The sequence below is a fragment of the Pantoea sp. RG18 genome, assembly GCF_025910075.1.
Taxonomy (GTDB): domain Bacteria; phylum Pseudomonadota; class Gammaproteobacteria; order Enterobacterales; family Enterobacteriaceae; genus Pantoea; species Pantoea agglomerans.
On the sequence record NZ_JAPCIL010000007.1, the window covers coordinates 1 to 16,647 of the forward strand.

Genomic DNA, 16,647 nt, shown 5'->3' on the forward strand with positions numbered 1-16,647 from the left:
GTGTTGTCATGTTCAATCTCCATTGGGTTAGGAGATGTGATTATGAGTGTCCCGTATGAGCGAGGAGCGGATGTTCCTGCTTTAGAGTGAATGTCTGCGCTTCCATTCATCAACCACATCACCTAAATTTTTTGGTATGTCATTTCGTAACCAGGCCATAAACTCGCGATCAAATCGGAAATCTGGACCGCACTCATCCACCATAAAACGGCGAACGTTTTGTGTGTTTTTGTAATTTTTATCAATGATGGTAGAACGTGTTAGTGAGGAGCTATGCCAATCAGTTTCCATCTTTCCAGCTCCCGTAATGAGTGGTTTTAAATAAAAATTAGTACTCCACTTTAGTCAGAGAAGCTGAAATTTCTCAAGGTCCGCTTCTGGCACAAAGCGGACTTTTTGACATTAACTCAACACTTATTCTATAAAGACTGCTCATAAAAAAGGAGTTTTGAGTTGAAAATCTATACCTACCCAAAAAGCAGATCCCTTAGGGTGCTTTGGGCGCTTGAAGAAATTGGGGCAACTTACGATAACATCAGAGTAGAGCTTTTTAATCCAACTTCTGACGTGAAATCCCCCCATCCTTTTGGAAAAATCCCTTTTTTGGTTGACGGAAAAATATCAATCAGTGAAACCTTAGCTATATGTATTTACCTGTGTGAAAAACATCAAAATTGTACTCTTTACCCCGCAAATCCAGAAGAAAAAGCCTCCGTTAATGCGTGGTTGAGCTTTAGTCTCACTGACTTAGAAGCGCCGGTCTGGAGTTTACTGAAACAAAATGTATTCATTCCAGAAAACCAACGATCCACTGACTTAATGAATTCCCTTAGAGACGAAGCAACCGAGGTCATCTCCCGGATCCGCTTCAATCCGTCCCATACGTGGATCGCCGGGGACAATTTTACTCTGGCCGACATTTTCCTCTCTCATTCGTTGCTATGGGCAAAACTATGCGGATTAGAAATTGACAAAGAAACGGACAGCTACATAGCCAGAGCCATGAGCCGACCAGCATTCGTGAAAGCTCAGGAAATGAATAATCTCTAACGAGTTTGTAATATCATTGAGATACATTCACGGCAGTAAAAAGCGCAACGTCCGCTTCTTGGACAAAGCGGACATCTGGATCAGGCAATGACCGCTATGAGCGAAAAGCGGACGTCACGGAGCTATTAGAATACCGAGCGACGATTATATAAATGTTGTGCTTTTTACTCCCATCCCAATTCTTTGTAAGTCTTACTATCCTGTGCAGGAAAATCAGTTTGATATTCTCCCCAGTTACGGAACGCGTAATATTCTTTCATCGCTTCAAAGTGGGAATCTGCGTCACATATCCACACTAATCTGTAGTCCGGCTCCAGCATTTTACGAGCAGAGTCTCCCCGTGGACCAGCAAGACAAAACAAATCCAAACCACCTTCGTTTGTCCATAGCTCATGCTTCATAATATTGCTTCCATGAACTGCTCCCCATAATTTAAGATATTCCAATGTTAGCAATATCCCCTCCTAGCAATGACTGTGAGGGTAGACCCTTTTTCAAATCGGGATACCCGTTTTGAGATCGAGCTTAAAGGGTTCCCAGCCTCCTGGCGGATCCCACTCTCCCAGGCCAAGCACCGTCTCATTCTCTATAGATGTAATGATCACGCCATCAATGGCGCACCGAATCGATTTCCAGAGAATGCCCACTAGTATATCAATCAGAAAAACATGGGCGTAAGTGGTAACCAGAATCCGGCCCTGTAACCTGTCAGAGTGGATGTCAGGGACTGAATAAATATGGGCGACGTAATCACCTAGTCGATGGCTTCTGAACGAGTGTGTGGCCATGTCAAAAACATATAAATGATCGCCACAAATGATCGCCACGTGGGATTCATTCAGAAGAAACTCAGAAAAGGCGCTGGAAATCAGCCAACCGTCCTCATCTACACGTACATACAATTGTAAAATCAGAATGGGCTCAGCGTCCTTACTGATTAGCAGTCGCCGATCCATTTCTCCATTAGTGCCAAAAGGATTGACGTCGATGATCGATACAACTTCCGTTTCATCACCGGACATATTTTGTTCAACATAGGTCGCTTGTAATGTCATTGAGCATCCAAAGGGTGACAGGAGAAGAACTCATACTACTTTACAAGCTAATGTCACGACAGCACCGTATGTTGCCATATTGCACTGACCAGCCCCCGCAGATTAGTACATTCCGATGTAAGCTACGTCCGCTATTGGCACAAAGCGGACGTTGGTATCTACTTCAATCAGCCTATTGTACCTAACTCCGACAAATTGGCTGCCTTAACAAAGCACTTATCCAGGTGCAGATATCAACTACTCCAGTTGCGTAATCTTTTATGGGCTACATCAATCTATCCTTTTACAACTAAACACCTCACCCCACCCTTCCCATCCGCACCATTGCCCGATACCAGGCACCACGCTGAATCGACCACCTTAATCCCATCGCAATCGCATTGATCTTCCGGTCAATGATCGCCTGCTGAAAGCGGCCGATCTCAGTACCGGACATTGCCTGCGCCCAGGCTGGCATCAGCCCGAATCCCGACTTCAGCATGATTTTCATCACCGGTTTTGCCTGCCAGCTGGGTGCGGGGGCATTCATCAGCAATCGCGTCACTTCGGCAGTGCGATGATCAAAGCGCAGCTCTGAACGCATCTGTTGCAGATAATCCGCAACATCGACGACGCTTTTCGGTACCTTCTCAGCCCCCAGCGCTTCGGCAATCTGCGCCGCTTCCTGATAGTACTGATCCTGCCCGGCGCGGCTGAGGTGTGGATTTTTATAGCGCAGATGGGCGGCCAGAAAACGGCTGGTCTCCGCCACATGCACCCATGTCAGCAGATGCGGATCGCTGGCGGCATAGGGTTTGCCTTCGCTGTCAACGCCGCTGACTTTCAGGTGAATGCGTTTCACCCGGTCAATTAGCGTCTGTGCATCCTGCGAATTACCGTAGGTGGTCACGGCGATAAACTGACTGGTGCGCCGCAGGCGGCCCATCATATCTTCGCGGAAATTGGAGTGATCCCAGACGCCCGCCAGCGCCGCCGGATGCAGCATCTGCAACAGCAGCGCGCTGATCCCGCCGCACATCATGGAGGTGAAGTCACCGTGAACGCGCCAGATCACGCTGTCCGGGCCAAACAGGCCGGGATCGCCAGGCGGTTGAGAGAGGTCAAATTCATTCATCGACAGGCCGTTAAGGCGGAATACCTGCTGCTGAATGCGGTCACGCAGATTAATCATGATGGCTCTGATAGTGGATATGACGCGGCGCGCCGTAGCAGGACGCTAACGACGCGCCGCATCACCTTCCCCTGACGTCAGGGGAAAGGCTGACGGTTATAAATAGTTGAACTGCCCATCCTCGGTACGAACGGAATCGAGTCCAATCATCACGTTGAATTTGCCGGGCTCTGCAACATGCTGCATCTGCTGGTTCCAGAACTTCAGTGCATCCACGTCGATTTTGAAGGTCACGGTTTGCGACTCACCCGCTTTCAGCATGATGCGCTTAAAGCCACGCAGCTCCTGCACCGGACGGCTGATGGAAGCGACCGGATCGTTGAGGTACATCTGCACCACCGTCGCGCCATCGCGTTTACCGCTGTTGGTCACGGTCACGCTGGCTTCAATGCTGCCGTTACGCGGCATAGTCGGTGAGGACATTTTTACCGGCGACACGGTGAAAGTGGTGTAGCTCAGGCCGTAACCAAACGGATAGAGCGGACCGTTAGCCGCGTCGTAGTAGTGCGACGTGTATTTGTTCGGCTTAGCAAAGTTGTAAGGACGACCGGTTGGCAGATGGTTGTAATAGATCGGAATCTGACCCACTGAACGCGGGAAGGAAACCGGCAGCTTGCCCGACGGGTTGTAGTCGCCGAACAGCACATCGGCGATGGCGTTGCCACCTTCGGTGCCGCTGAACCAGGTTTCCAGCATCGCATCGGCCATCCGATCTTCATTCACCACTGACAGCGGGCGTCCGTTCATCAGCACAATCACCAGCGGCTTACCGGTGGCTTTAAGTGCTGCTAACAGCTTCTGCTGGCTCGGCGGGATCACCAGGTCGCTGCGGCTGGAGGCTTCGTGCGCCATACCCTGCGCTTCGCCCACGGCGGCAACCACCACATCGGCCTGCTTCGCTTTGGCGACCGCGTCATCAATCAACTGCTGCGGTGAACGCGTATCCACGGAAACCGCCTGCTCATAGAGGTTCAGGAAGTCCTGAATCCCTTTGTTGTCGGTGACGTTGGCGCCCTTCTCATAGAGCAGCGTAGCCTTGCCTTCGGTGGCATTGCGCATGCCCTGCAGCAGCGAAACAGATTGCTTCGCCACGCCAGCGGCGGACCAGCTGCCCATAATGTCGCGCTGACTGTCTGCCAGCGGACCAATCAGGGCAATAGTGCCCGATTTTTTCAGCGGCAGCGTTTCCAGGCGGTTTTTCAGCAACACGATGCTTTTACGCGCGACGTCGCGCGCTTCAGCCCGGTGCAGACGGCTTTCCGCATTGGTGTCCTGCGGATCGCTCTCTTTCGGACCTAAATGGCTGTAGGGATCGTTAAACAGGCCCATGTCATATTTGACGTTGAGCACATGGCGCGCCGCATCATCAATCTCCGCCATGGTGACGGCGCCGCTCTTCACCAGAGCGGGCAGATACTTGCTGTAATATTCGTCGCTCATGCTCATATCGACGCCCGACTTCAGGGCGATGCGTACCGCTTCCTGCGGATCGCTGGCGACGCCATGCTTGATCAGCTCTTTGATTGCGCCGTGGTCGCTGATGGTGATGCCTTTGAACTTCCACTTATCGCGCAGCAGATCTTTCAGCAGCCAGCTGTCCGCCGTGGCGGGTACGCCATTGATCGAGTTCAGCGCCACCATCACGCCGCCGCTGCCTGCATCCAGTGAGGCTTTATAGGGCGGCAGATAGTCCTGAAACATGCGCTGCGGGCTCATGTCCACGGTGTTGTAATCGCGTCCGCCTTCCACTGCGCCGTAGAGCGCGAAGTGCTTCACGCTGGTCATCACGCTGTAGCGATCGGCAGCACTTTTGCCCTGCATCGACTGCACCATGCTGCGACCCATTTCGCTGGTGAGATACGTATCCTCACCGAAACCTTCAGAGCCACGGCCCCAGCGCGGTTCACGGCTGACATCCACCATCGGCGCCCAGGTCATGTTCAGGCCATCGTCGGCCGCTTCATAGGCAGAGACGCGCCCCACCTCTTTCACCGCATCCAGATCCCAGCTTGACGCCAGCGCCAAAGGAATCGGGAAAATGGTGCGCTGACCATGAATAACGTCGTAGGCGAAAAACAGCGGGATCTTCAGGCGGCTGAGCTGCATCGCCTGATCCTGCATCGCGCGGATATCCTGACGGGTTACGGTATTAAAAATCGCGCCAACCTGACTCTTCTGAATCATGTCGCGAATCACTTCTTTCGGATTATCAGGTCCGACGCTGATTAAACGCAGCTGGCCGATCTTCTCGTCCAGCGTCATTTTTTTAAGCAGTTGGTTGACGAAGGCATCCCGCGCCTGTTCGGTCATCGGGTGGTTACCTGGCACTGTCTCAGCCAATGCCGGTTGCATCGCGAGGGAGACAGCGAGACTAACAGAGTAAATCCATTTCATCAGGTTGGGTTCTCTTAAGTAACTGCGCAATATCGAATAAACAGGCGGCAGTGTGCCACAAGATGAGAATAGCAGGTAGCTGCCGCTGTCACACTGCGTTGAGGTGAGTTGACGTGCTACAGTTAGGACGCACTGATAAGACAAGGGAATTGCTCATGATACAAACCTCTGCCCTGCTTTCTGACCTGCGCCGCCTGGTCGGCCCTACCCATCTGCTGACTGAACCTGAACAGACCGCGCGCTATCGCAAAGGCTTTCGCTCCGGCGAAGGCGAGGCGCTGGCGGTGGCGTTTCCCGGTACGCTGCTGGAGCTCTGGCGGGTACTGCAAACGCTGGTGAATGCCGATGTCATTATCCTGATGCAGGCGGCGAATACCGGCCTGACCGAAGGCTCAACGCCGCATGGCGACGATTACGATCGTCCGCTGGTGATTGTCAGCACCCTGCGACTGGACAAGCTTCAGCTGATCGACGAAGGCCAGCAGGTGCTGGCGTTCCCCGGCAGCACACTCTACCAGCTGGAAAAAGCGCTGAAGCCGCTGGGGCGTGAACCCCACTCGGTGATTGGCTCCTCCTGTATTGGTGCCTCGGTGCTGGGCGGCATCTGTAATAACTCCGGCGGATCGCTGATCAAACGCGGACCGGCCTACAGTGAAATGGCGCTGTTTGCCCAGATTGATGCGCAGGGAAAACTGAAGCTGGTGAACCATCTCGGTATCGATCTTGGGACGTCGCCGGAAGAGATTCTGGGGCGGCTGGATGATGACCGCTGGCAGCCCAAAGATGTGCAGCACGATGGCCGTCACGCCTCCGATCATGAATATGCCGACCGGGTTCGTGAAGTAGATGCGGATACGCCCGCCCGTTATAACGCCGATGCGCGTCGCCTGTTTGAAGCCTCCGGTTGTGCCGGGAAGCTGGCGGTCTTCGCGGTACGACTCGATACCTTTGCCAGCGAACCGCAGCAGCAGGTGTTTTACATCGGCACCAACGAGCCCGGCGTTCTCAGCGATATCCGCCGTCACATGCTGGCGCATTTCACCCATCTGCCGGTGGCGGGCGAATATATGCACCGCGACATCTATGACATTGCGGAAGTCTACGGCAAAGATACCTTCCTGATGATCGACAAGCTGGGCACCGACAAGATGCCGCTGTTTTTCACGCTGAAGGGGCGGGTTGATGCCTGGCTGAGCAAACTCTCCTTCGTTAAACCGCACTTCAGCGATCGCCTGTTGCAGCGCCTGAGTAAACTGTTTCCGGCACATCTGCCGAAACGCATGAAGCAGTATCGCGATAAATATGAACACCATCTGATGCTGAAGATGTCTGGCGACGGCGTGGCGGAAGCGCGTAACTATCTGCGCGACTACTTCCGCGAAGGCGGTGGCGAATTCTTCGAGTGTGAAGGCAAAGAAGGTGCGCACGCCTTTCTGCATCGCTTTGCAGCGGCGGGTGCGGCAGTGCGCTACCACGCGGTGCATTCTGATGAGGTCGAGGACATTCTGGCGCTGGATATCGCCCTGCGTCGTAATGATGCGGACTGGTTCGAAACCCTGCCCGATGAGATCCGCGCCTCGCTGAGCCATCGTCTCTACTATGGCCACTTCTTCTGTCATGTGTTTCATCAGGATTACATCGTCAGAAAAGGCGTCGATGTGCATGCGCTCAAAGCGCAGATGCTGGAGATCCTTCAGGCGCGGGGCGCGGAATATCCCGCTGAACATAACGTCGGACATCTCTATCAGGCCAAACCGCAGCTGGCGGCGTTCTATCGCCAGCTCGATCCCACCAACAGCTTCAATCCTGGGATTGGCAAAACCAGTAAGCAAAAGGGATGGGCGGTGAAGCAGTTTTAATCGCCTTATGGATCAGCCTGCTTATCTGAGCAGGCTGATTGTCATACAACCGGGAGGCCCGTTCGCACCACCAGCTTCCCATTGCAACAGTCCTGCCAATAGCTAACATCTTCATCAAAATATTAATCTCCCCTCCCATATTGCACCTGCTTTATTTTATCTCATCGGGTTCTGCGCAATAGTTCACAAATCACCACGCTACTAATTGATAATTCGCGTCGCGAAAAATAGATTACTGCCACAATAATATTCTGCTTAGTTATCCGGATTGCATTCAGGGAGGAGTGATCATGCGAAAAATTAATTACGCGTTAGCGTTAATTGAAATAGCCACCGCATTAATAGCGTTAACTGCAATAAGTTCATCACCGGCTTACGCCAGCGGATTTATTGAGGACTCATCGCTGAAAGGTAATATTTTTTACTGGCAGCGTCAGCGAGATCGCAGAGACACCGATCCCACCAGTGAATATCAGGGACAGTATCGGGCTAATTTACATCATGCCTCGCTCAACAGTAATCTCGACTATCAGTCAGGTTATGCCGGGGAGTGGATTGGTCTGGACCTCGCGATTTTCGGTGCTGCTGAGCTTTCCAACAGCGGCCCCGCCGCACCCAATGAAATTGGCTTCAGTAAGGCGCGTACCCGCTGGGATGAAAAGTGGAATGGCGACAGCGGCGGTGCTTCTGTTTATAAAGCCGCACTGAAAGTAAAATATAACGATTACTGGTTACGTGCCGGTTATATTCAGCCAACCGGACAGACAATTATTGCGCCACACTGGAGTTTCTTACCCGGAACCTATCGCGGCGTCGAAGTCGGTGCGCTGTATGATTTCCAGCAGGCCGGTGCATTATCGCTCTCCTGGATGTGGAGCGACAAATATAAAGCGCCCTGGTATCGTGATTTATATAATTTTCGCCAGGCTGATGGCAAAACATCTGTCAGCTACCTGCATTCGTTCGGCATGAAATATGACTTCAGGAATAACCTGGTGCTTGAGGGCGCATTTGGCCAGGCGGCGGATTATATGGATCAATATTTTGCCAAAGCCTCGTGGTCAGCCACACCTGGCGGCAATGCACTCTACACCAGCTATCAGTTTTACGGGGCCCACGACAAAGTAGCGGGGGGTGCCGCTAATCCCCGTGATGTCTATGACGGCCTGGCCTGGTTACAGGCGATCACGGTCGGCTATACCGTCGGCCCGGTTGATCTGCGACTCGAAGGCAGCTGGGTCAAAGCAGAGGGGAATCAGGGCTTCTTCCTGCAGCGCATGACGCCAGGCTACGCCAGCTCCAATGGACGACTGGATATCTGGTGGGATGCCCGTTCCGACTGGAACGCCAATGGCGAAAAAGCGATCTTTGCCGGGGCGATGCTCGACTTAACGCCATGGCAGCTGGCGGGATGGAAAGTGGGCGCATCGTACGTCTGGGGCTGGGATGCCAGACCCGCCACGCTGCTCACCGTTGACCAGAGCCAGCGGCTGAAAGAGTCCGCCTGGAACCTTGATCTGATCTATCAAATCCAGCAGGGCCGCGCCAAAGATACCCTGTTTAAACTGCATTACACCCGCTACGACAATCACAGCAATCTGCCCAGTTACAGCGGCGGTTACGGCAACATTTTTCAGGACGAGAAGGACATCAAATTTATGGTTATCGTGCCGTTTACGCTGTTCTGACGCCCTGCAAACTCCCGGATATCTCTTCAGCAGCAAGGATGAATCAATATGTTTAAGTTAAGCCTTATCGCGCTCACTCTGCTGGGCGCTGCAGCCACAGGCCACGCCAGCTCGTCAGCGCAGCAGGTGGTGAATCAGATCAGCCAGTTTGGCGTCACTTATCAGGTGAACGATAATCAGGCCGCCCTGCATGGCACCGACTGCGCCGCGCTGGGTGCCGACTATGCCGCCTGCAATCGCGCCACCATTACCCTGACCAATAACGGCCCAGCCCTGACCGATAAACACTGGGCAATCTACATGAGCAACGTCCACCAGACGCTGCGGGTCGATAACGAACAGTTCAAAATGACCCATCTGGTCGGCGACCTGACCCGGCTGGAGCCGACTGAGAGGTTCACCGGCATTGGCGCGGGCGAATCGGTGCAGATTCCGATCGTTAACGAATACTGGCAGCTGTTTGCCACGGATGTGATGCCGCGCTGGTATGTGACGTCCGGGCAGGCCACCCCCAAAATTATTGCCAGCACCGATCATGAAGATCCCAGCCAGTTTGTGTTGCCGTTGGGGGATAACTGGCGTCGCAGTGCCGATGACCGGAATATCCTGATGCAACCCGCCAGTCGGTTTGATAAAAACAGCGATGTTGCCACCCTGCCCGCTTCCGCGCTGCGCGGTCAAATCACACCCACGCCGCTTGAGGTGAAACTGCGTCCGCAGGATGCCGATCTCAGCCGTGGCGTCAGTCTGTCTCTGACCGGGCTGACCCGTGAAACCGGTGAGGCGGTGAAGCAGCGTCTGGCCCTGCTTGGCCTGAAAGAAGATCCTGCCGGATTTGCTATTAAGACGCAGATTAAACCGGATCATTTCAGCGGGAAAAAGGCTAAACCGGGCGCATACGATCTGGATATCACTCCCCGCCGCGCCATTGTGGTGGGCTACGATGCTGCCGGTGCGTTCTACGGTCTGATGTCGATTCTCTCGCTGATACCCACCGAAGGCGCGCCGCGTATTGCCACGCTGGAAGCCCATGACGCGCCACGCTTTGCCTATCGCGGCGCGTTTCTCGACGTTGCCCGTAACTTTCACAGTAAACAGACGGTCATGCGGCTGCTTGATCAGATGGCGGCCTGGAAGATGAACCGCTTCCACTTTCACCTCAGTGACGATGAGGGCTGGCGGATTGAGATTCCCGGCTTACCGGAACTGACTGACGTGGGGGCTAAGCGCTGCCATGACCTGAGCGAACAGCGCTGCCTGCTGCCGCAGCTTGGTTCTGGTCCGTTCAGCGATAACAACGGCAGCGGCTACTTCAGCCGTGCCGACTACATCGAGATTGTGAAGTATGCGCAGGCCCGTCACATCCAGGTGATCCCGGAAATTGATATGCCCGCCCATGCCCGTGCCGCCGTCATCGCCATGGAAGCACGCTATCAGCGGCTGATGAAGGAGGGACAATCTGAACAGGCCAGTGCGTATCGCCTGATCGATCCCACCGACGACTCCAATACCACCTCGGTGCAGCTCTATGACCGCACCAGCTATCTCAATCCCTGCATTGCGGGTTCGCAGCGGTTTGTCGATAAAGTGATCGGTGAAGTTCAGGCGATGCACCGGGAAGCGGGACAGCCGCTCGGCGTCTGGCATTTTGGCGGTGACGAAGCGAAGAATATCCGGCTGGGTGCTGGCTACTCTGATAAGCGCGATCCTAAACCGGGCACCGGTCTGCGCGACTGGAGTAAAGAAGATCTGCCGTGGGCGAAATCGCAGGTTTGTCAGGCGCTGGTGAAGAGCGGCAAAGTGGACGATCTGGCGCACCTGCCGAGCTACTTTGCACTGACCGTCAGTGACATCGTTAACCGACACGGTATTGGCAAAATGCAGGCCTGGCAGGATGGTTTAAAACATGCCAAAGATTCAGCAGCCTTTGCCACACCGCGCGTCGCGGTCAACTTCTGGGACACCCTCTACTGGGGCGGTTTTGACACAGCCAGCGACTGGTCACAGAAAGGTTACGACGTGGTGATCTCCAGCCCCGACTATCTCTATCTGGATTTTCCGTATGAAGTTAACCCGCTGGAACGCGGCTATTACTGGGGCACGCGCTTCAACGACGAGCGCAAAATCTTTGGCTTCGCGCCGGACAACCTGCCGCAGAATGCTGAAACTTCGGTGGATCGCGACGGCAACTTTTTCAGCGCCAAATCAGAGAAGCTCTGGAGCGGTGCTTACGGCATTTCGGCCCAGCTGTGGAGCGAAACGTTACGCACAGACGCGCAAATGGAGCACATGATTTATCCTCGCCTGTTTGCAGTAGCGGAACGAAGCTGGCACCGCGCCAGCTGGGAGCAGGATTACAAGGCGGGTCAGGAGTATGCGGGGGGCAAAACCCATCTCGTCGATCAGCAGGCACGCCTTAATGACTGGCAGCGATTTGCCAATCTGCTGGGACAGCGGGAACTGGCGAAGCTGGATAAGGCGGGCATCGATTATCTCCTGCCGGTGCCGGGAGCCAGAATCGTTGATGGCATCCTGTTGATGAACGTGGCCCTACCGGGCGTGACGCTGGAGTACAGTCTGGACAAGGGCACAAACTGGCAGCGCTACGATGTCAACAGACCGCCGCAGGTCAGCGGTGCGGTGGCAATCCGCTCGGTGAGCCGCGACGGGCAGCGCACCAGCCGCGTTGAATCCCTGTAGAAAGCGAAGTGTGAATGGGCTGATAAGCCAGCGTTTGAACATAAAAAAGGCCGACAGCAGTCGGCCCTTTGATTGCTGCCAATCCTGAAGCAGGGTGAATCTGGCAGCAATGAAGAAACTTAATGCGCTGGGAACACGGTCAGAAGAGGAAAGCGTCCCACGCCAGGGATGGCGTGGGCCGAGCATGTCATGGATGACAGCTTTTGCGTCTTTCCGATCTGACCGTGTTCCCTGTGCCAGCTCGATTACACAGCTAACCGGGCCACACTGTATTTACCATCAGAGCCGACAGAAGTCGGCCTTTACACACCTAAACCTGGTTCTCTTAAACCAGCTTCTCTTCGGGGACCGGCTCCGCACCCGCCATCTGCTGACGGCGCTCGATAATCATGGTTTGCGGTGTGGAGAGCAGAATGCCCTCTTTACGCAGACGCGTCAGAATATCGAACAGCAGGTCGCTCTTCGCCCCTGCGATCTGGCGCTGACCCGCCACGTTACCGGTGACGCTCAATATAATTCCCTGCTGAGTCAGGTCTTTAAACGAAACGGATGGCTCTGGCGTCTCCAGAATGCGTTCATTTTCGTTGTAGACCTCCAGCAGGATATCGCGCACTTTCGCCGGATCGATGTCGAGCGGGAACGTCAGCGTAATCGTGACCACCCCCTGCGCATTACCCATGGTGGCATTTCGCACGTTCTGCGAGATAAACTGCGAGTTCGGCACAATCACCGTGGATTTATCGCCCAGCTGGATCTCGGTGGCGCGCACGTTAATCCGGCGGATATCCCCTTCGATACCGCTGATGCTCACCAGATCGCCAACCTTCACTGGCCGCTCGGTCAACAGAATCAGCCCCGAAATAAAGTTCTTCACAATCTCCTGTAAGCCAAAACCGATACCTACCGACAAGGCACTGACGATCCAAGCCAGCTTATTCCACTGCAGGCCCATGATCGACAACGTCAGCAGGATAATCAGCACATAACCGATGTTGCTGAACAGCGTCACCAGCGACACCCGCATGCCCACATCCATGGTGGTTTTCGGCAGAAAATCGGTGTCGAGCCAGCGGCGCACCGTTCGCAGCACATAGATGCCGACGATCAGGCAGATAATCGCATTCACCATATGCGCCGGGACGATATTCAGGGATTCAAGCCCTTTACCGCCCCAGAACTCAATCACTTTTTGCAGCAGCTCAATCGGTGTTGAAGAGGCAAAGGTCCCGTTGACCAGCGCCAGCGCCACAACCAGCACCAGGAAGGTTTTACCGATGGCCGTCAGCAACGTAGCCGTTTGCTGCAGATGACGCTCATTGATGTTAAGCGAACTCTGAATACGGCGACCGGTTGCGTTACTGGTCGAGAACAGGCTCTCACAGCCATCGTTGAGCAGATGACTGAGGAAGTAGAACGAACCAAACAGCAGGCCGCACCAGATCACTTCATAACTCAGGAAGCGCGCCAGCGTGACGTAACCGATGAGCAGCGACACCAGAATGGCGATGCCGGTCAGCGTCAGGCCCATCTGGATCAGTCCGACCAGCGTAGAGCGAGCCTCTGGTGGTGTGCCCGCCTGGGTCATACGGCGACGAACCCGGTTGGTGCGCATGCTGATCGCCAGCGCGGTAGTACCAATCAGCAGTGCCGTCAGCCCGTTGGCAAAAATGGTGGTATTCAGGCTGGTGCCGACGCTGTAGTTAAACGCTTCGACCGTCTGGAAGATAAAGACCAGCACGGCGGTAATCGGTGGAAACGGTTTTAACGCCATCGCCACTTCATTGGAGATGGTCGGTAAACGCCAGCTGGGGCGACGGGTAGAGAGGAAAGCGCGTCCCAGTCCGGCAATCAGGCCACAAAAGACACTGAGCCGAACCAGTTGATCCACAAAGTCCTGAACGTTTTCAGAAACTTCATCACGGCGGGTAAAGGCCAGGGCGATAAAGTTAAAGGTGAGGACGACAGCCACCAGGGTGGTCAGGGCTATCGCTGCCGCCAGGAAACTGCGGCGCAGCTTCCCTTCCGGCAGTTTGTGAATGCTAATCCAGGCCAGAAACTCTTCGCTGTAACGACGGCCAGCCGTCATCACCAGCATGGCAGCCAGCAGCCAGAAGACACTGCCCACGCGCCAGCCCGGCTCCCATGAGAGTGCCGCGGTGTCCTGCAACTCCTGCAGGAATTCACCGATTTTCTCGCCATCCAGATCCTGACTATTGAGCAGCGGTGACCAGAAGCGCGGCCCCAGAATGGTGCCGGAGTTCAGCGCCAGCTGGCTTTTCAGCTGATCGCGGCGCAGGTTAACAATCTGCGAGGAGAGCATCAGCGCGCCATTTTTAATGCCTTCGGCCTGTTTGATCTGGTCGTCGAGTTTGCTTTTCTGACTCTCCAGCGCGTTACGCTTGCGCGTCACTTCCGACGTCTCTTTTACGCCGCTGTCGGCTTTAGGTGCCGGCCCCAGAACCTGCAACTGGGCTTCCAGTTGCTGGCGATCGGGGAGCAGCGCCTGGCCCAGCGTGTCGGCACTGCCTGAGAGCTCAAGCGCCATTTCATTCAGCTGAGTCAGCTTGTTTTCGCCAGCATCAACGGAGACCTGACTTTTGATTTTATCGAGGATCTTCTGCATTTTCGGCAGTTCAACCGCAGCATTCAGCTTCGGCGGCGCATCCTGTTCCTGAGCAGCAGTGGCCTTATCATCCGCGGCCAGCGTCAGCGCCGGGGCAAACGCCACCAGCGCCAGCATTAACAATGCAAAAAAGGATCGTAGCTTAAACATATGAGTAAGATTCCGGCAGCTTAAATCAGGCGATCGTCCCTCGCCAGTCGCGCGTAGTGTAGGGCTTTGCAAGGGATGGCAATATAGGAATAACGGGCATTTTTCGGGCTAATTCGGTGCAGACAGAGGCGTGAAAATCGCTGTACGCCTCTGCCTGCATCATCCCGGATACCCGCTCAGCCTGCAGATAATGCCAGTGTCCGCAGCGCGTAACACTGGCTGTTTTCTACTCAACGTCGGCGCTGCTGGCCCCATTACTGGCAACCTGGCCCGATTTCTGTTTTTTATATGCCAGTGCGGCAGCCGGCACCGGCGCCGCTTTACCGGTCTCAATCCAGCTGCGCAGACGGTTAGCGTCGGCGAAGTGGGTATATTTGCCAAAGGCATCCAGCACCACCAGCGCCACCGGACGATTATTAATCATGGTGCGCATCACCAGGCAGTGGCCCGCCTCATCGGTGTAACCGGTTTTGGTCAGCTGAATGTGCCAGTCATCTTTATAGACCAGATGGTTGGTGTTGCGGAACGGCAGCGCATAGCTCGGATGGGCAAACACTGCCGTCTCCTCTTTAGTGGTGCTGAGCGCGCCAAGCAGCGGATATTCCCGCGTTGCTTTGAGTAATTTAACCAGATCCTGGGCGCTGGAGACGTTTTGCGTCGACAGGCCGGTTGGCTCCACGTAGCGGGTCTGTTTCATGCCCAGTGACCGCGCTTTCGCGTTCATCGCCCGGATAAAGGCGTTATAGCCGCCCGGATAAGCATGAGCCAGGCTGGCGGCGGCGCGGTTTTCCGAGGACATCAGCGCCAGCAGCAGCATATTCCGGCGGCTGATCTGGCTGTTGAGCTTAACGCGTGAGAAGACACCTCGCATTTCCGGCGTCTGGCTGACATCGACGGTTATCATCTCGTTCATCGGCAGATGCGCATCCAGCACCACCATAGCAGTCATCAGCTTGGTGATGGAGGCAATGGGCCTGACCCGGTCAGGGTGGCTGGAAAACAGCACTTTATTGGTCGTGAGATCGACAATCATCGCACTGCCAGAGGCGATCTGCGGCTGAGCAATAGGCGCCAGTTGCGACAGCGACGTCGTCGCCTGCGCCGGAAGTGAAACAATCTGCCCTGAAACGAGCAGCGCCAGCGAAAGCAGGGTGGAACGAATTTTTGCAGGCATCGTAGAAAAAACCCGGTTATGAATATGTACTGTGTCAGACCGACACAGGCCGCCCGCTTCAGTGAGGTCGGAGCGCGGGCTGGCGGCGATATCATACCCGTAAGGTTAAGAAATTTCCTGGTGAGAGTGTTTCCGGGCGTAAAAAGAGAACTGCCGCCAGAGCGGCGGCAGCGGTCGGTCAGAACAGATGCGGTCCATATCCCCACAGCACCACGGTTAATGCCAGTAATACTTCAAATACCAGCACGCCGATGGCCAGCGTTGAACCGGAAAAACGCAGACTCTCTTCGCGGTCGATATTAAGAAACAGTGGAATACCGATATAGAGCAGATAGCCGGTGTAGAGTAGCGCCAGGGCGCCCGCCAGCACGCAGAGCCAGACCAGTGGATAGAGTGCCACCAGCCCGCTGAGAAACAGCGGCGTGGCCACATAGCCCGCAAACACCGTACAGCGCTGTACGCCGGGGCGCTGCGGATAATCACGTGCCATCCAGTGAATCACGCGTCCCATTACCGCGACGCCACCCAGAATAATCAGATAGAACAGAATGCCAAGCCCAATCCCGGTCAACAGGTTGAGTTGCACATATTGCCCCTCGCCCAGATTCCAGCCCAGCTGAGTTGTGCCGATAAAGGCGCAGATCACCGGAATCGCCGCCATCAGCAGAACATGGTGGGTGTAATGGTGCGATACGCTCTCATTCTCTTGCTTGATATGACGCATTTCCTGATTCGGATGCGCCAGCAGACCCCAGACATGATTCATAGATTCACTCCTCTGAT

The 16,647-nt window shown here is 54.7% G+C and carries 12 protein-coding genes; 4 read left to right on the forward strand and 8 right to left on the reverse strand.

The genetic code is table 11. The annotated features are described in order from the left end of the window. Nucleotides 1–81: 81 nt before the first annotated feature. The gene (locus OK409_RS08545; RefSeq protein WP_157351741.1) at nucleotides 82–291 is read right to left on the reverse strand and encodes a DUF6434 domain-containing protein; all 210 of its coding nucleotides are present in this window, start codon (nucleotides 289–291) and stop codon (nucleotides 82–84) included. 162 nt (nucleotides 292–453) lie between these two features. On the opposite strand from OK409_RS08545, the gene OK409_RS08550 reads away from it, so the two are divergent. Beyond that, the gene (locus OK409_RS08550) at nucleotides 454–1,050 is read left to right on the forward strand and encodes a glutathione S-transferase family protein (RefSeq protein WP_179257075.1); all 597 of its coding nucleotides are present in this window, start codon (nucleotides 454–456) and stop codon (nucleotides 1,048–1,050) included. A gap of 164 nt (nucleotides 1,051–1,214) precedes the next feature. Here OK409_RS08550 and OK409_RS08555 read toward each other — a convergent pair whose 3' ends face one another. From OK409_RS08555 to bglX, 4 genes are all read right to left on the reverse strand, one after another. Further along, nucleotides 1,215–1,505: a hypothetical protein gene (locus tag OK409_RS08555; protein WP_223564350.1), complete on the reverse strand. Its 291-nt coding sequence runs from the start codon at nucleotides 1,503–1,505 to the stop codon at nucleotides 1,215–1,217. A 39-nt stretch (nucleotides 1,506–1,544) separates the two neighbouring features. Next, nucleotides 1,545–2,105 (reverse strand): hypothetical protein, encoded by a 561-nt coding sequence (locus tag OK409_RS08560; RefSeq protein ID WP_010669696.1) that lies wholly within the window; start codon nucleotides 2,103–2,105, stop codon nucleotides 1,545–1,547. A gap of 298 nt (nucleotides 2,106–2,403) precedes the next feature. Further along, nucleotides 2,404–3,276: an oxygenase MpaB family protein gene (locus OK409_RS08565; protein WP_264366977.1), complete on the reverse strand. Its 873-nt coding sequence runs from the start codon at nucleotides 3,274–3,276 to the stop codon at nucleotides 2,404–2,406. A gap of 96 nt (nucleotides 3,277–3,372) precedes the next feature. Further along, on the reverse strand, nucleotides 3,373–5,670 hold the full coding sequence (gene bglX / locus OK409_RS08570) for a beta-glucosidase BglX (RefSeq protein ID WP_033779533.1): 2,298 nt from the start codon (nucleotides 5,668–5,670) through the stop codon (nucleotides 3,373–3,375). A 155-nt stretch (nucleotides 5,671–5,825) separates the two neighbouring features. Here bglX and dld point away from each other — a divergent pair, with 155 nt between their 5' ends. From dld to OK409_RS08585, 3 genes are all read left to right on the forward strand, one after another. After that, nucleotides 5,826–7,529: a D-lactate dehydrogenase gene (gene dld, locus OK409_RS08575; RefSeq protein ID WP_031591699.1), complete on the forward strand. Its 1,704-nt coding sequence runs from the start codon at nucleotides 5,826–5,828 to the stop codon at nucleotides 7,527–7,529. Between the two features lie 290 nt (nucleotides 7,530–7,819). Then, on the forward strand, nucleotides 7,820–9,217 hold the full coding sequence (gene chiP, locus OK409_RS08580; RefSeq protein ID WP_264366978.1) for a chitoporin ChiP: 1,398 nt from the start codon (nucleotides 7,820–7,822) through the stop codon (nucleotides 9,215–9,217). Nucleotides 9,218–9,265: 48 nt separating this feature from the next. Continuing rightward, the gene (locus OK409_RS08585; RefSeq protein WP_264366979.1) at nucleotides 9,266–11,917 is read left to right on the forward strand and encodes a beta-N-acetylhexosaminidase; all 2,652 of its coding nucleotides are present in this window, start codon (nucleotides 9,266–9,268) and stop codon (nucleotides 11,915–11,917) included. A 325-nt stretch (nucleotides 11,918–12,242) separates the two neighbouring features. Here OK409_RS08585 and OK409_RS08590 read toward each other — a convergent pair whose 3' ends face one another. From OK409_RS08590 to OK409_RS08600, 3 genes are all read right to left on the reverse strand, one after another. Further along, nucleotides 12,243–14,690 (reverse strand): DUF3772 domain-containing protein, encoded by a 2,448-nt coding sequence (locus OK409_RS08590; RefSeq protein ID WP_050680587.1) that lies wholly within the window; start codon nucleotides 14,688–14,690, stop codon nucleotides 12,243–12,245. Nucleotides 14,691–14,916: 226 nt separating this feature from the next. Then, nucleotides 14,917–15,864 (reverse strand): D-alanyl-D-alanine endopeptidase, encoded by a 948-nt coding sequence (gene pbpG / locus OK409_RS08595; protein ID WP_010669685.1) that lies wholly within the window; start codon nucleotides 15,862–15,864, stop codon nucleotides 14,917–14,919. A gap of 178 nt (nucleotides 15,865–16,042) precedes the next feature. Beyond that, nucleotides 16,043–16,630 carry a Yip1 family protein gene (locus OK409_RS08600; protein WP_010260296.1) on the reverse strand — a complete coding sequence of 196 codons (588 nt, stop codon included), beginning with the start codon at nucleotides 16,628–16,630 and terminating at the stop codon, nucleotides 16,043–16,045. Between the last annotated feature and the right edge of the window lie 17 nt (nucleotides 16,631–16,647).

Bases quoted from the DNA above. Each gene is read 5' to 3' on its own strand.
- OK409_RS08600 (WP_010260296.1), bottom strand. From the start codon at position 16,630: ATGAATCATGTCTGGGGTCTGCTGGCGCATCCGAATCAGGAAATGCGT.
- bglX (WP_033779533.1), bottom strand. From the start codon at position 5,670: ATGAAATGGATTTACTCTGTTAGTCTCGCTGTCTCCCTCGCGATGCAA.
- OK409_RS08585 (WP_264366979.1), top strand. From the start codon at position 9,266: ATGTTTAAGTTAAGCCTTATCGCGCTCACTCTGCTGGGCGCTGCAGCC.
- pbpG (WP_010669685.1), bottom strand. From the start codon at position 15,864: ATGCCTGCAAAAATTCGTTCCACCCTGCTTTCGCTGGCGCTGCTCGTT.
- dld (WP_031591699.1), top strand. From the start codon at position 5,826: ATGATACAAACCTCTGCCCTGCTTTCTGACCTGCGCCGCCTGGTCGGC.
- OK409_RS08545 (WP_157351741.1), bottom strand. From the start codon at position 291: ATGGAAACTGATTGGCATAGCTCCTCACTAACACGTTCTACCATCATT.
- chiP (WP_264366978.1), top strand. From the start codon at position 7,820: ATGCGAAAAATTAATTACGCGTTAGCGTTAATTGAAATAGCCACCGCA.
- OK409_RS08590 (WP_050680587.1), bottom strand. From the start codon at position 14,690: ATGTTTAAGCTACGATCCTTTTTTGCATTGTTAATGCTGGCGCTGGTG.
- OK409_RS08560 (WP_010669696.1), bottom strand. From the start codon at position 2,105: ATGACATTACAAGCGACCTATGTTGAACAAAATATGTCCGGTGATGAA.
- OK409_RS08565 (WP_264366977.1), bottom strand. From the start codon at position 3,276: ATGATTAATCTGCGTGACCGCATTCAGCAGCAGGTATTCCGCCTTAAC.